This is a genomic window from Sulfitobacter aestuarii (genome assembly GCF_042685005.1).
GTDB classification, from domain to species: domain Bacteria; phylum Pseudomonadota; class Alphaproteobacteria; order Rhodobacterales; family Rhodobacteraceae; genus Sulfitobacter; species Sulfitobacter aestuarii.
In genome coordinates this window covers 29,756-42,481 of sequence record NZ_JBHUMP010000009.1, presented here as the reverse complement: position 1 = coordinate 42,481, position 12,726 = coordinate 29,756, and the positions used below count along the sequence as shown (strand labels likewise).

General features: G+C 63.0%; 14 protein-coding genes. 9 read left to right on the top strand and 5 right to left on the bottom strand.

The genetic code is table 11. The features are described from left to right. Positions 1–142 precede the first annotated feature (142 nt). Positions 143–910: a hydroxyacylglutathione hydrolase gene (gene gloB / locus ACFSUD_RS11455; RefSeq protein ID WP_386374514.1), complete on the bottom strand. Its 768-nt coding sequence runs from the start codon at positions 908–910 to the stop codon at positions 143–145. A 167-nt stretch (positions 911–1,077) separates the two neighbouring features. Here gloB and ACFSUD_RS11450 point away from each other — a divergent pair, with 167 nt between their 5' ends. The 7 genes from ACFSUD_RS11450 (at position 1,078) to ACFSUD_RS11420 (ending at position 7,667) form a co-directional block, all read left to right on the top strand. Then, a complete protein-coding gene (locus tag ACFSUD_RS11450) occupies positions 1,078–1,893 on the top strand; it encodes a class I SAM-dependent methyltransferase (RefSeq protein ID WP_386374512.1) in 816 nt (271 codons plus the stop codon). A 417-nt stretch (positions 1,894–2,310) separates the two neighbouring features. Further along, the gene (locus ACFSUD_RS11445; protein WP_386374718.1) at positions 2,311–2,871 is read left to right on the top strand and encodes a F0F1 ATP synthase subunit delta; all 561 of its coding nucleotides are present in this window, start codon (positions 2,311–2,313) and stop codon (positions 2,869–2,871) included. Then, the gene (atpA, locus tag ACFSUD_RS11440; RefSeq protein WP_386374510.1) at positions 2,872–4,410 is read left to right on the top strand and encodes a F0F1 ATP synthase subunit alpha; all 1,539 of its coding nucleotides are present in this window, start codon (positions 2,872–2,874) and stop codon (positions 4,408–4,410) included. It begins immediately after the preceding gene. 14 nt (positions 4,411–4,424) lie between these two features. Further along, a complete protein-coding gene (locus tag ACFSUD_RS11435; protein ID WP_386374508.1) occupies positions 4,425–5,303 on the top strand; it encodes a F0F1 ATP synthase subunit gamma in 879 nt (292 codons plus the stop codon). Between the two features lie 19 nt (positions 5,304–5,322). Further along, a complete protein-coding gene (gene atpD, locus ACFSUD_RS11430; RefSeq protein WP_386374506.1) occupies positions 5,323–6,747 on the top strand; it encodes a F0F1 ATP synthase subunit beta in 1,425 nt (474 codons plus the stop codon). 12 nt (positions 6,748–6,759) lie between these two features. After that, on the top strand, positions 6,760–7,197 hold the full coding sequence (locus ACFSUD_RS11425; protein ID WP_386374504.1) for a F0F1 ATP synthase subunit epsilon: 438 nt from the start codon (positions 6,760–6,762) through the stop codon (positions 7,195–7,197). A 119-nt stretch (positions 7,198–7,316) separates the two neighbouring features. Continuing rightward, on the top strand, positions 7,317–7,667 hold the full coding sequence (locus tag ACFSUD_RS11420) for an H-type lectin domain-containing protein (protein WP_386374502.1): 351 nt from the start codon (positions 7,317–7,319) through the stop codon (positions 7,665–7,667). Positions 7,668–7,793: 126 nt separating this feature from the next. Here ACFSUD_RS11420 and ACFSUD_RS11415 read toward each other — a convergent pair whose 3' ends face one another. Next, positions 7,794–8,813, bottom strand: coding sequence for a ribose-phosphate pyrophosphokinase (locus tag ACFSUD_RS11415; RefSeq protein ID WP_386374500.1), 1,020 nt, complete (start codon positions 8,811–8,813; stop codon positions 7,794–7,796). 107 nt (positions 8,814–8,920) lie between these two features. Between ACFSUD_RS11415 and ACFSUD_RS11410 the strand changes: the two genes are divergently transcribed. Both ACFSUD_RS11410 and ACFSUD_RS11405 read left to right on the top strand, forming a co-directional pair. Beyond that, a complete protein-coding gene (locus tag ACFSUD_RS11410; RefSeq protein ID WP_386374498.1) occupies positions 8,921–9,517 on the top strand; it encodes a 2-hydroxychromene-2-carboxylate isomerase in 597 nt (198 codons plus the stop codon). Further along, entirely contained in the window at positions 9,514–10,332 is an 819-nt protein-coding gene (locus ACFSUD_RS11405; RefSeq protein WP_386374496.1) for an alpha/beta fold hydrolase, read from the top strand. Before ACFSUD_RS11410 ends, ACFSUD_RS11405 begins: the two co-directional genes overlap by 4 nt. Here the strand turns inward: ACFSUD_RS11405 and ACFSUD_RS11400 are convergent. Genes ACFSUD_RS11400 through ACFSUD_RS11390 form a run of 3 tightly spaced genes read right to left on the bottom strand, consistent with a single transcriptional unit; the run spans position 10,285 to position 12,724 of the window. Next, positions 10,285–11,325, bottom strand: coding sequence for a threonine aldolase family protein (locus ACFSUD_RS11400; protein ID WP_386374494.1), 1,041 nt, complete (start codon positions 11,323–11,325; stop codon positions 10,285–10,287). The genes ACFSUD_RS11405 and ACFSUD_RS11400 overlap by 48 nt on opposite strands. After that, positions 11,325–11,795 carry a YcgN family cysteine cluster protein gene (locus ACFSUD_RS11395; protein ID WP_386374492.1) on the bottom strand — a complete coding sequence of 157 codons (471 nt, stop codon included), beginning with the start codon at positions 11,793–11,795 and terminating at the stop codon, positions 11,325–11,327. Before ACFSUD_RS11395 ends, ACFSUD_RS11400 begins: the two co-directional genes overlap by 1 nt. Then, on the bottom strand, positions 11,792–12,724 hold the full coding sequence (locus tag ACFSUD_RS11390; RefSeq protein ID WP_386374490.1) for a bifunctional riboflavin kinase/FAD synthetase: 933 nt from the start codon (positions 12,722–12,724) through the stop codon (positions 11,792–11,794). The genes ACFSUD_RS11395 and ACFSUD_RS11390 overlap by 4 nt, the downstream gene beginning before the upstream one ends. Between the last annotated feature and the right edge of the window lie 2 nt (positions 12,725–12,726).

Sequence of the window (12,726 nt, the reverse complement as noted above, 5' to 3'; positions counted from 1 at the left end):
CGCTCTTCAAGGCTTTTCTTTGAAAACCCAGTCACATTTTGTCGTGAACAAGCTTTTTTGCCCGTCAATGCGGCGCGGTTGCCGCGGATAGGACAGTTTTTCGTCCCTAAAAACCGAAGGGTATCGCGCCCTTGCAGGCAGATCAGAACCGGTCCTTGCGGGCCCGGATCTCGGCGAAAACCTCGGTATCCTCGGCGTCTGGCATCCCCAGGTTCGCGCGGATGCCCGGATCGGCGGGGCGCAGGAAGGGATTGGTTTCGAGTTCGGTTGAGAGTTGCGAAGGAACGGTCGGGCGGCCCGCGGCGCGGGCGGATTCGATTTCCCGTGCCCGAGATATAAGGGCGGGATTTTCCGGATCAATGGCGAGGGCGAATTTTGCATTGTTCGCGGTATATTCATGGCCCGAGCAGATTGCCGTCTCTCCGGGCAGGGCCATCAGCTTTTGCAGCGATTCCCACATCTGTGCGGCGCTGCCTTCGAACAGGCGGCCGCAGCCAAGTGCCATCAGGCTGTCGGCGGTGAAGGCGCAATCGGCATCCGGCACATGCAGGGCGATATGGCCGATCGTATGGCCGGGGACCTCGATCACATGGGCGGTAAGCCCGCCGAGGTGGATCTTGTCGCCTTCTGACACCTCGCGATCGAGCGGCGGCAAGCGATGCGCGTCGGCCTTGGCGCCGACAATCTGTGCCGGGTGGGCAGCGGTAAGCTCCTCCACGCCCTGTATGTGATCCGGGTGGTGATGGGTCAGCCAGATCTGGTCGAGCGTCCAGCCGCGGCGTTCGAGTTCGGCGGCGATCGGGGCGGCCTCAGGCACGTCGATCAATGCCACCTCATCACTGTCGTGATCGCGCAGCAGAAAGGCATAATTATCCGACAGGCAGGGGATGGTAACGAGATCGAAGGACATGGCGCGGTTCCTGTGCAAGAATGTTTGTCGCGAACCTAGCCCAGGCGCCGGGCCAAGGTAAACGGGGCAGGGGAGGATCGGCGCGGCTGCGCGGATCGCTCAGCAAGGTTTTGTCCAACGATTTTATCGGGTAGAGATGGAACCGGGCGCTGTGAAAGGGCTGAAAGATGCATCTGGATGTGCAGGATCTGCGCAATTTCTATTACCGCAGCGCCCTGGGGCGGGCGGCCCAGAAATCGCTGCGGATGCGGATGCTGGAGCTCTGGCCGGAGGCCGAGGGCGAGACCGTGGTCGGCTATGGCTTTGCCGCGCCGCTGTTGCGTCCCTACCTGGCCAAGGCCCGGCGGGTCGTGACGCTGATGCCGGGGCCGCAGGGGGTGATGTCCTGGCCGCCGGGTCTGCCCAATACATCGGTGCTGACGGAAGAGACGTGCTGGCCGATCGAGACCGGACGGGTTGATCGGCTGGTGGTGATGCATGGGCTCGAAACCTGCGAACATCCCGCCGATCTGCTGGAAGAATGCTGGCGCGTGCTCGGCCCCGGCGGGCGGGTGCTGTTCATCGTGCCCAACCGGGGGGGCTTCTGGGCGCGGCGTGACATCACGCCTTTCGGCTATGGGCGGCCCTATTCGCCGGGGCAGCTCGAAACCCAGCTGCGCAAGCATCAGTTCCTGCCGGAACGCCATGTCGGCGCGCTCTACCAGATGCCCTCGCAGCGTCGGCTCTGGATGAAATCGGCCGGGCTGTTTGAGGGGATCGGACGCTATGTGCCCACCATGATGGCCGGTGGCGCTTTCATGGTGGAGGCGAGCAAGCAGGTCTATCCGCCGAAGGGCAAGGTGCAGCCAAGCAAGGCGCGCCGGGCGATCAAGGTGCTCGAGGGCATCGCGGAGCCGAGCGCCAAGCCGGTCGGCGCCCGGCGTCTGCCGGTCGTGACGGGAGAGCGCGGCGATCTTGCGCGGGCGGATGTGACTTTCAGGTAACGGCCGGGGCGGCTGGTTCCGGCGACCTTCGCGCGGCTACGTGACCGCTGCGCGTCCCGGTCGCGCAAGCATGACGGTCCGCCCTTCAGCAGCAAGCTTTCCTGCCGCAACGTCATGAAAACAGGCCCCGGACGTCGCTGCGGAGGTCAAGTGGTTGCAATTATCGTCAAACTGAAACGAGAATCCTTCGCATTGCGCGTGGATATGCTAGGGCAGCAGTGCCGAACCCGCGCCGCGACATTGCTGCAATTATCCCGAGCGGCGCCGTATCGTGATCATGATACTGTGTTGCGGGGTTCGGATCGGTCTGCTACATCGCCCCTGATTTAGACGTCTTGGGTAACTTCAAGCCGCGCCAACACCTCCGGTGACGCGATGGATTCGCATATCCGGCTTCTGACCTATGAGAGGATGGACGTGTCCGAACCAGCTTCGATTTCCACTGGCATTGCACAACGCTATGCGACCGCCGTGTATGAGCTGGCCAAAGAGGCCAGCAAGGTTCCCGCGATCGAGGGCGATATCGACGCCCTGCAGACGGCGCTCGCGGACAGCGAAGACTTCCGCAACCTGATCCATTCGCCGCTCTACAGCCGTGAACAGCAGGGCTCTGCGGTCGCGGCGCTGGCCGGGAAAATGGGCCTGTCGGAGATCATGAGCAACACGCTGGCGCTGCTGGCCAAGAAACGTCGCCTCTTCGTGCTGCCGCACCTGATCACGACGTTGCGCAGCATCATCGCCGAGGAAAAGGGCGAGATGATCGCCGATGTCACCTCCGCCAAGGCGCTGACCAAGACCCAGGCCGAGAAGCTGAGCAAGTCGCTGAATGCTTCGACAGGCAAAACCGTTACGTTGAATGCGACCGTTGATGAATCCCTCATTGGCGGTCTTGTCGTTAAAGTGGGCTCCAAGATGATCGATACGTCGATCCGCGCGAAGCTGAATTCCCTCCAGAATGCAATGAAAGAGGTCGGATAAATGGGTATCCAAGCAGCAGAGATTTCTGCGATCCTGAAGGACCAGATCAAGAATTTCGGGCAAGAAGCCGAAGTCGCCGAAGTGGGCCGGGTGCTGTCCGTCGGCGATGGTATCGCCCGTGTTCACGGTCTGGACAATGTTCAGGCTGGTGAAATGGTCGAATTCCCCGGTGGCATTCAGGGCATGGCCCTGAACCTCGAAGCCGACAACGTCGGTGTGGTGATCTTCGGCTCTGACCGGGAGATCAAGGAAGGCGACACCGTCAAGCGCACCAACTCCATCGTGGACGTGCCGATCGGTGACGAGCTGCTCGGCCGTGTTGTTGACGGTCTGGGCAATCCCATTGACGGCAAGGGCCCGATCGGCGCTTCCAAGCGCGGCCTGGCCGACGTGAAGGCACCGGGTATCATCCCGCGTAAATCGGTGCACGAGCCGATGGCGACCGGCATGAAATCGGTCGACGCGATGATCCCGATCGGTCGTGGCCAGCGCGAACTGATCATCGGCGACCGTCAGACCGGCAAGACCGCTCTGGCGCTCGACGCGATCCTGAACCAGAAATCCTACAACGATGCCGCGGGCGATGACGAGAGCAAGAAACTCTACTGCGTCTATGTCGCCATCGGTCAGAAGCGTTCCACCGTGGCGCAGCTGGTCAAGAAGCTGGAAGAGACCGGCGCCATCGATTATTCGATCGTCGTCGCCGCCACGGCGTCCGAGCCCGCACCGATGCAGTTCCTCGCACCCTATGCCGCCACCGCCATGGCCGAGCATTTCCGCGACAACGGCCGTCACGCGCTGATCATCTACGATGACCTGTCCAAACAGGCCGTGTCCTACCGCCAGATGTCGCTGCTGCTGCGCCGTCCGCCCGGCCGCGAAGCCTATCCCGGCGACGTTTTCTATCTCCACTCCCGCCTGCTCGAGCGTTCGGCAAAGCTGGGTGATGCGGCCGGTAACGGTTCGCTGACCGCGCTGCCGATCATCGAAACCCAGGGCGGCGACGTTTCCGCGTTCATCCCGACAAACGTGATCTCGATCACCGACGGTCAGATCTTCCTGGAAACCGAATTGTTCTACCAGGGTATCCGCCCCGCCGTGAACACCGGTCTGTCGGTGTCCCGCGTCGGCTCCTCGGCCCAGACCAAGGCGATGTCGAGCGTGGCCGGTCCGGTGAAACTGTCGCTGGCCCAGTATCGCGAGATGGCCGCCTTTGCCCAGTTCGGCTCCGATCTCGACGCCGCCACTCAGCAGCTGCTGAACCGCGGTGCGCGCCTGACCGAGCTGATGAAGCAGCCGCAATATTCGCCGCTGACCAACGCGGAAATCGTCGTGGTGATCTTCGCCGGGACCAACGGTTATCTCGACAAGGTCGCGGTCAAGGACGTGAAGCGTTTCGAGGACGGTCTGCTCAACCACATGCGCTCCAAGCATGCGGATGTGCTGGACTGGATCACCAATGAGGACCCGAAGATCAAAGGCGATGCCGCCGACAAGCTCAAGGCCGCCATCGATACCTTCGCCGCTGACTTCGCTTAAGGAGAGATAAGGCAATGCCAAGTCTCAAGGACCTTAAAAACCGGATCGAGTCGGTCAAATCGACCCGCAAGATCACCAAGGCCATGCAAATGGTTGCCGCGGCGAAGCTTCGCCGCGCGCAGGAGGCTGCCGAACAGTCCCGCCCCTACACCGAGCGTTTCAACGCCGTGATGACCTCGCTGGCCGCTTCGGTCGGCGGTTCGGACACGGCGCCGAAGCTGTTGTCGGGCACCGGCAGCGACAAGGTGCAGCTTCTGGTCGTGATGACCTCGGAACGTGGGCTCTGCGGTGGTTTCAACACCAATATCGTGAAGCTGGCGAAAACGAAGGCGCGCGAGCTTCTCGCCGAAGGCAAGGAGCTGAAGATCCTGACTGTCGGCAAGAAGGGCCGCGACCAGCTCAAGCGCGACTTCGGGCAATATCTGATCGACCATGTCGATCTCACCGACGTCAAGCGGGTGGGCTACAGCGACGCGCAGAACATCGCCAAGGAAATTCTTGGCCGGTTCGACGCTGGCGAATTCGACGTGGCGACGATCTTCTTTGCCGAGTTTGTCAACGTGGTCAGCCAGATCCCGACGGCGCAGCAGATCATCCCGGCGAAATTCGACGCCGAGAAGCCAGTCGACGCGTCGACGACGCTGTTCGATTACGAGCCGTCCGAGGAAGAGATCCTCGCCGATCTGCTGCCGCGCGGTGTCGCGACGGCGATCTTCTCGGCTTTGCTCGAGAACGGCGCTTCCGAACAGGGGGCACGGATGTCAGCGATGGACAACGCCACGCGCAACGCGGGCGAGATGATCGACAAGCTGACCATCCAGTACAACCGTTCGCGTCAGGCCGTCATCACCAACGAGCTGATCGAAATTATTTCCGGCGCTGAAGCGCTGTAAGACAAATCGGAGAAACGACATGGCAAATGCAGTCGGCAAAATTACCCAGGTCATCGGCGCCGTCGTTGACGTGCAGTTCGAGGAACACCTGCCGGAAATCCTCAACGCCCTGAATACGAGCAACCAGGGCAAGAACCTGGTGCTCGAAGTGGCCCAGCACCTCGGCGAGAACACCGTGCGGACCATCGCGATGGACGCGACCGAAGGTCTGGTCCGCGGCCAGTCCGTCACCGACACCGGCGGTCCGATCTCGATCCCCGTGGGCAACGCGACCCTGGGCCGGATCATGAACGTCGTCGGCGAGCCGGTGGACGAGCAGGGCGACGTGAACGCGGATGAAAAGCGCTCCATCCACCAGAACGCGCCGGAATTCTCCGAACAATCGACGACCTCGGAAGTGCTGGAAACCGGCATCAAGGTCATCGACCTGCTGGCCCCCTATGCCAAGGGCGGCAAGATCGGCCTCTTCGGCGGTGCCGGCGTGGGCAAGACCGTTCTGATCATGGAACTGATCAACAACATCGCCAAGGTGCACTCGGGCTTCTCCGTGTTCGCCGGTGTGGGCGAGCGGACCCGTGAGGGCAACGACCTTTACCACGAGATGATCGAATCCGGCGTTATCGTTCCCGACAACCTGGTCGATTCGAAAGTGGCGCTGGTCTATGGCCAGATGAACGAGCCTCCCGGTGCCCGTATGCGTGTGGCCCTGACCGGTCTGACCCTCGCCGAGCAGTTCCGCGACCAATCCGGGACCGACGTTCTGTTCTTCGTGGACAACATCTTCCGCTTCACCCAGGCGGGTTCGGAAGTGTCGGCTCTTCTCGGCCGTATCCCCTCCGCCGTGGGCTACCAGCCGACGCTGGCCACCGACATGGGCCAGATGCAGGAACGCATCACCTCGACCAAAGCCGGTTCGATCACCTCCGTGCAGGCCGTCTACGTGCCTGCGGATGACCTCACCGACCCGGCCCCGGCGACCTCCTTTGCCCACCTTGACGCAACAACGGTTCTGTCCCGCGCGATTTCCGAGCTCGGCATCTACCCGGCCGTTGACCCGCTCGACTCCACCTCGCGTCTGATGGACCCGGCGGTTGTCGGCGAGGAGCATTACCAGGTGGCGCGTGAGGTGCAGGGGATCTTGCAGCGCTACAAGTCGCTTCAGGACATCATCGCCATTCTCGGCATGGACGAGCTCAGCGAAGAGGACAAGCTGACCGTGGCCCGTGCCCGGAAGATCCAGCGTTTCCTGAGCCAGCCCTTCGACGTCGCCAAGGTCTTCACCGGCTCGGACGGTGTTCAGGTGCCGCTGACCGAAACTATCCAGTCGTTCAAGGCAGTGGTTGCGGGCGAGTATGATCACCTGCCCGAAGGTGCCTTCTACATGGTGGGTGGCATCGACGAAGTGAAAGCGAAAGCTGAAAAAATGGCGGCCGACGCCGCTTAAGGAGCCCGATCCATGGCAGACACAATGCAATTCGACCTCGTCTCGCCTGAGCGGCGGCTGGCCTCGATGCAGGTGACGGCAGTGCAGATTCCCGGGACGGACGGGGACATGACGGCGATGCCCGATCATGCCCCGACCATCACCACGCTGCGCCCCGGTGTGCTGCGTGTGGAAGGGCCCGAGGGCGCGTCCGATTATGTCGTGACCGGCGGGTTCGCCGAGATCAGCGCGCGGGGCGTTTCGGTTCTGGCCGAACGCGCCCTGGCACGTGGCGACATGACCCAGGAACAGCTCGACAGCATGATGGAAGAGGCGCGGGACTTCTACAAGCAGACCAAGGTCGAGTTCGAGAACGAGCCCGGACCTGTCGATGATGCGGCCAAGCTGCTCGCCGACATGGTGGCAATGGGGGACGAGATCGGCCTGTCGTCCAAACAGCCGAACCTCTGAACCGCGGTTTCGCGACAGACTTCGAGAAGCCCCGCCTTGCGCGGGGCTTTTTGCTTTTCGACCCATCGGATTTGCGCGACTGTGCAATCGATTGAAGCTATGCTGTTTGCGGGTCCTGAATGAAAAAGCTGCGTTGCCACATGGTCGCCGTCGACAGCGGCGAGGTGGTTCTCTTCAAGGATTTCGAGGATGGCGGGGCCATGTGGACGGGCCGGGGCCAGCGCGAACGTCGCCGCCGCGTCACCTTCTCCGAACCGTTCCGCCAGCCGCCGAGCGTGCAGCTTTCCGTCTCCCTCTGGGATGTAGATGCAGTGACGGTGATACGCGCCGATATCGCTGCCGAATCCGTCACCGAGCAGGGTTTCGACATGGTTTTCCGTACATGGGGAGACACCCGCGTGGCGCGGGTCCGTCTCTCCTGGATGGCGATCGGGGAGGTCAGCGATGAGGATGACTGGGAAGTGCGCTAGCGCCTTCCGATAGCCTTGGAGCCTGCCCTCAGACAAGTCTCAGTCAGGTCGAAACCAGGGGGCCGCGCTCGCAAGAATGGCGCGACCCCGTAATGTCTCGGGAGAGGCACAGAGCCCCTCTCAGGCTTATTCGGTTTCGTACATGCCGTCGTAGATCGGGCCAAGCGTGTCCTGTTCGAACAGCGAGGAAACGGAGGTGCCGTTCCAGATGTTCAGGATCGCCTGGGCAAAGACCGGCGCGGTCGGCACGATGCGGATGTTTTCCGCTTTGGTGATCGGGCTGGTTGGCGCGATACTGTCTGTCAGCACCAGCGATTTCATCACCGACTTGCTGACCCGTTCCACGGCCGGACCGGACATCACGCCATGGGTGATGTAGGAATGAACCTCCTTGGCGCCATTCTCCAACAATACTTCGGCGGCCTTGCAAAGTGTCCCGGCCGTGTCGCAGATGTCATCGACGATCAGGCAGGTCTTGCCCTTCACATCGCCGATCACGGTCATCTCGGCGACCTCGCCGGCCTTCTCGCGGCGCTTGTCGACAATGGCCAGCGGCGAGTTGATCCGCTTGGCGAGTTCGCGGGCACGGGCGACGCCGCCGACATCGGGAGACACCACCATCAGCTCCCCCATACGGCCCTTGAACGTATGTTTGATGTCGAGTGCGAAGACCGGCGAGGCATAGAGGTTGTCGACCGGGATGTCGAAGAAGCCCTGGATCTGCGCGGCGTGCAGGTCCATGGTCAGCACCCGCTCGATCCCGGCTTCGGCGATCATGTTGGCGACCAGCTTGGCGGAGATCGGGGTGCGGGCCTTGGCACGGCGGTCCTGGCGGGCATAGCCGAAATAGGGGATCACGGCGGTGATACGCTTGGCCGAGGAGCGGCGCAGCGCGTCGGACATGATCAGCAGTTCCATCAGGTTGTCATTCGCCGGGTTCGAGGTCGGCTGGATCAGGAACATGTCCTCCCCGCGCACGTTCTCGTAGACCTCGACAAAGATCTCGCCATCGTTGAACCGCTCGACGCGGGCATCGACGAGCCCCACGTTGACACCCCGGTGCAGGGACATCCGACGGGCAATGGCCTTCGCCAATGGCATGTTGGCATTGCCGGAGATCAGTTTGGGCTCAGTTGTGCGTGGCATATTCAGGGTTCCCAGAGCAGCGCGAGGTGACAGATTCGTGATGTTGACACCGCTTAGCATGGCCTTACCGTCACGCAAAGCAGCAGCGCCCTTGACCGGAGTTCGAAATGACCCATATCGACTACTTTTTCTCGATGCTTTCACCTTATTGTTATCTCGCCGGGCAGCGGCTCGAGGCGATCGCGGAGAAGCACGGCGCGCGGATCGCCTACAAACCCTTCGATATCGTCGCGGCCTTTCCGCGTACCGGCGGCACGCCCCCGGCGGAGCGGCACCCGAGCCGGATGGCATATCGCGCTCAGGAATTGCCGCGTCAGGCCCGCAAGCTCGACATGCCATTCACGCTCAAACCAGCGCATTGGCCGACCAATGGCGCGCCCGCGGCCTATGCCTTCATCGCGGCGCAGAATGCTGGCGGCGGCGATCTCGGCAAGCTGGCGCATGAATTTACCCGGCGCATCTGGGCCGAGAATGAGGATATCGCCGAGGATTCCGTGATCAAGTCCTGCCTTACGGCGGCAGGGTTCGACTCGTCGCTGGCCGATAGCGGTCTGCTGCAGGGGGCAGAAACCTATGGCGCGAATCTTGAGGAGGCAGTGGAGCGCGGCGTCTTCGGCGCACCATTCTACATTGTTGGGGAACAGCGGTTCTGGGGGCAGGACAAGCTGGAGGATCTAGACCTGCATCTGGCGGGGCGCATATGAGCATGGAGATCGCCACGCGCAGCTATGGCCACGGCGCGCGGCAGGCTCTGGCGATTCACTGCTCGCTGGCCCATGCGGGCGCCTGGCGCGGGCTCGGCGCGGCGCTTGACGCCGACGCCCGGCTGCTGGCGTTCGATCTGCCTTGGCACGGCCGCTCCGCGAATTGGGACGAGCAGGGGGACATTCATGATGCCTCGACCGCGATGGCGCGCGCGTTGCTGACCGAACCCATGGACCTCGTCGGCCATTCCTTCGGCGCGACCGTGGCGCTGCGGCTAGCGGTGGAACGACCCGAGCTGGTGCGCAGCCTCTGCCTGATCGAGCCGGTGTATTTCGCCGCCGCGCGTCTCGACGCGCCGGAACGGGCCGCCGCCTATAGCGCGCAAAGCCAGGCCCTTGCCGGGATGATCGCGCGGGGCGATCGCGAGACCGCGACACGCGATTTCAACCGGCGCTGGGGAGACGGCAGGCGTTGGCATGACTTTCCGCAGCGCAGCCGCGATTACATGATGGAGCGGATCGGCTTCATCTCCGCCTCGGCGCCCTTCATCGAACATGATTGTGCCGGGTTGCTGCGCGACGGGTTGCTCAGCCGGGCGACGATGCCGGTGCTGCTCGTGGAGGGGGATCAATCCCCCGATGTGGTCGGAGCGATCAACGACGCGATCGAGAAGCGCCTGCCGGATGCGCGGCGGGCCAAGATCACCGGCGCCGGGCATATGGCGCCGATCACTCATCCCGAGCCGGTCGCGGAGGCGATCCGGGAGCTATGGAAAGTGACTCAGGAACGCGTCGATCTGCGTGCGGCTGATTGACCAGTCGCAGACCAGCCGCGCACCGAGCATTGCTTCGGGATCGTCGCCTTCGAGCAGGTCGTTCCACAGGTAATATTGCGCCCCGGCATCGTGCAGGCTCTGATGAATATTGCGCGGGAAGCGGGCGAAGATCATGTTGGCGTCGGGTTCATGCAGGAACTCCGCCCCCGCCGCCTGCAGACCCTTCGCCAGATGGGCCGCGTTGTCATTGGCCTGCCGGGCGAGGGTGAGCCAGAGGTCGTCCTGCAAATAGCCTGCCATCTGCGCCGACAGGAAACGGTGTTTTGAAAACAGATGCGCCCCGCGCTTACGGCGCAGCTCGAATTCCCAGGCCTTGGCGGGATCGAAGAAGATCACCGCCTCGACCCCCATGCAGCCGTTCTTGGTGCTGCCGAAGCTCACCACATCCACACCCGCCTTCCAGGTCATTTCGGCGGGTGAACAGCCGAGTGCCGCCAGCGCATTGGCGAAACGTGCGCCGTCGAGATGCACCGGCAGATCGAATTCGCGGGCGACGGCGGTGAGGGCGCGCAGCTCTTCCAGCGCATGCACCGTGCCCCGCTCGCTGACCTGGGTGATCGACACCGGGCCGCGCTGTGCGGAATGGACGTTGCCCGGCTCGCGCGGCAGGATCGCGGCGCGCAAGGCGTCGGGGGTCATTCGGTCCTCGGTCGGAATCACGGTGAGCTTGGCGGCGCCTGCATAGAATTCGGGCGCGTTGCACTCGTCCTCGTTGATATGAGCGGTTTCGGCACAGAAGATCGTCTGCCAGGGCGCGCAATAGCTCGCCAGCGCCAGCGCATTGGCGGCGGTGCCAGTGGCCACCAGATAGACCGCCGCTTGCGGAGCCTCGAAAATCCGGCGGATCCCGGCGCGCACCTCCTCCATGATCGCATCGTTGCCGTAGGGCATGGCGTGTTGCGCATTGGCCTGCAGAACCCGTTCCATGATCTTCGGATGCACCGGGCCGGCGTTGTCGGAAGCAAAAAACATCAGGACGGCTCCTCGATAATATAGTCTTCCCATTCCTCGAACGGGGTGTCGAATTCCGAAACCGTGCCACCCTGCACCGAGATCCCCGCCTCGTGCACCGTTTCGGGCGAGCCGGAGATCAGCGGATGCCAGTCATAGAGCGGTTTGCCCTCCCAGAGCAGGCGATAGGCGCAGGTCTGCGGCATCCAATAGGCATGAGTGTCGAGATTGTCGGGACGCAGCACGATACAATCGGGCACGAATTTGTGCCGGTTTTCATAATGGGCGCAGCGGCAGGTGGCATCGTCGAGGAGACGGCAGGCGACGCGGGTGAGGGCAACTTCGCCGCTGTCCTCGTCCTCGAGCTTGTTGAGACAGCATTTGCCGCAACCGTCGCAGAGCGCCTCCCATTCGTCGGGGTTCATCTTGGTGAGCGGCTTATTCTCCCAAAACCGCGGGCTCAATCCCTTGCGCGCGATCAACTCGCTCATAGCGCCTCCAGAATCTGCCGGGCGCGCAGGCAATCGGCATCCATCTGGGTGATCAGCGCATCGAGACTGTCGAACTTCTCTTCGCCGCGCAGATGTTCGACCAGCCCGACCGACAGCGGCGTGCCGTAGAGATCGCCCTTGAAGTCGAAGATGAAGGTTTCGAGATTGGCCTTGTTCTCGCCGAACATGGGCCGCACGCCGAGGCTGGCGGCACCGTGATAGCTGCCCCGGTGCGGCCCTTCGAGCACATCAACCAACACCGCATAAACGCCGTAGGCAGGCGGATGCAGCCCGTCGATCGACATGTTGGCCGTCGGAAAGCCGAGCTCGCGGCCGCGTTGCTCGCCGCCGATCACCGGCGCTTCGATCCGGTGCCAATGGCCCAGCATCGCGGCGGCATCGCGGGGGCGGCCCTCGCTCAGCGCGCGCCGGATCGCGGTGGAGGAGACCGTCTGCGCCTCGCGCGCCATGAGTGGCGCCAGCGTGACGCCGAAGCCAAGCTCTTCGCCAAAACGCAGCAGATCCTGCGCGCTGCCCGCCCGGTCCTTGCCAAAGCAGAAATCCGCACCGACCACGACATGCTTCAGCCCCAGCCCGCGGTGCAGCACCGCCTGGGCAAACTCGCGGGGGCTGAGAGAGGCGAGGGCGGCGTTGAACGGCAGTTCGTAAAGTTTCTGGACGTCGAGCTTCTCGAGCCGATGGGCGCGGGCGTCACGGCCCATCAACCGGAAGGGCGGTGCATCGGGGGCGAAGAACTCGCGCGGATGCGGTTCGAAAGTGACGATGCCGAGGGGGGCGTCCGGCGTCGCGTTCCGAGCCAGCTCGATGACCGAGCGGTGACCCAGATGCACGCCGTCGAAATTGCCGATCGCGGCGCTGGCACCGCGATCCTGTGGTTCGACAAATTGATAATCCCGGATGATCCGCATGC

Excerpts from the sequence above, each read along its gene's own strand:
- gloB (WP_386374514.1), bottom strand. The coding sequence starts at position 910 with ATGTCCTTCGATCTCGTTACCATCCCCTGCCTGTCGGATAATTATGCC.
- ACFSUD_RS11450 (WP_386374512.1), top strand. The coding sequence starts at position 1,078 with ATGCATCTGGATGTGCAGGATCTGCGCAATTTCTATTACCGCAGCGCC.
- atpA (WP_386374510.1), top strand. The coding sequence starts at position 2,872 with ATGGGTATCCAAGCAGCAGAGATTTCTGCGATCCTGAAGGACCAGATC.
- ACFSUD_RS11435 (WP_386374508.1), top strand. The coding sequence starts at position 4,425 with ATGCCAAGTCTCAAGGACCTTAAAAACCGGATCGAGTCGGTCAAATCG.
- atpD (WP_386374506.1), top strand. The coding sequence starts at position 5,323 with ATGGCAAATGCAGTCGGCAAAATTACCCAGGTCATCGGCGCCGTCGTT.
- ACFSUD_RS11425 (WP_386374504.1), top strand. The coding sequence starts at position 6,760 with ATGGCAGACACAATGCAATTCGACCTCGTCTCGCCTGAGCGGCGGCTG.
- ACFSUD_RS11420 (WP_386374502.1), top strand. The coding sequence starts at position 7,317 with ATGAAAAAGCTGCGTTGCCACATGGTCGCCGTCGACAGCGGCGAGGTG.
- ACFSUD_RS11415 (WP_386374500.1), bottom strand. The coding sequence starts at position 8,813 with ATGCCACGCACAACTGAGCCCAAACTGATCTCCGGCAATGCCAACATG.
- ACFSUD_RS11410 (WP_386374498.1), top strand. The coding sequence starts at position 8,921 with ATGACCCATATCGACTACTTTTTCTCGATGCTTTCACCTTATTGTTAT.
- ACFSUD_RS11405 (WP_386374496.1), top strand. The coding sequence starts at position 9,514 with ATGAGCATGGAGATCGCCACGCGCAGCTATGGCCACGGCGCGCGGCAG.
- ACFSUD_RS11400 (WP_386374494.1), bottom strand. The coding sequence starts at position 11,325 with ATGTTTTTTGCTTCCGACAACGCCGGCCCGGTGCATCCGAAGATCATG.
- ACFSUD_RS11395 (WP_386374492.1), bottom strand. The coding sequence starts at position 11,795 with ATGAGCGAGTTGATCGCGCGCAAGGGATTGAGCCCGCGGTTTTGGGAG.
- ACFSUD_RS11390 (WP_386374490.1), bottom strand. The coding sequence starts at position 12,724 with ATGCGGATCATCCGGGATTATCAATTTGTCGAACCACAGGATCGCGGT.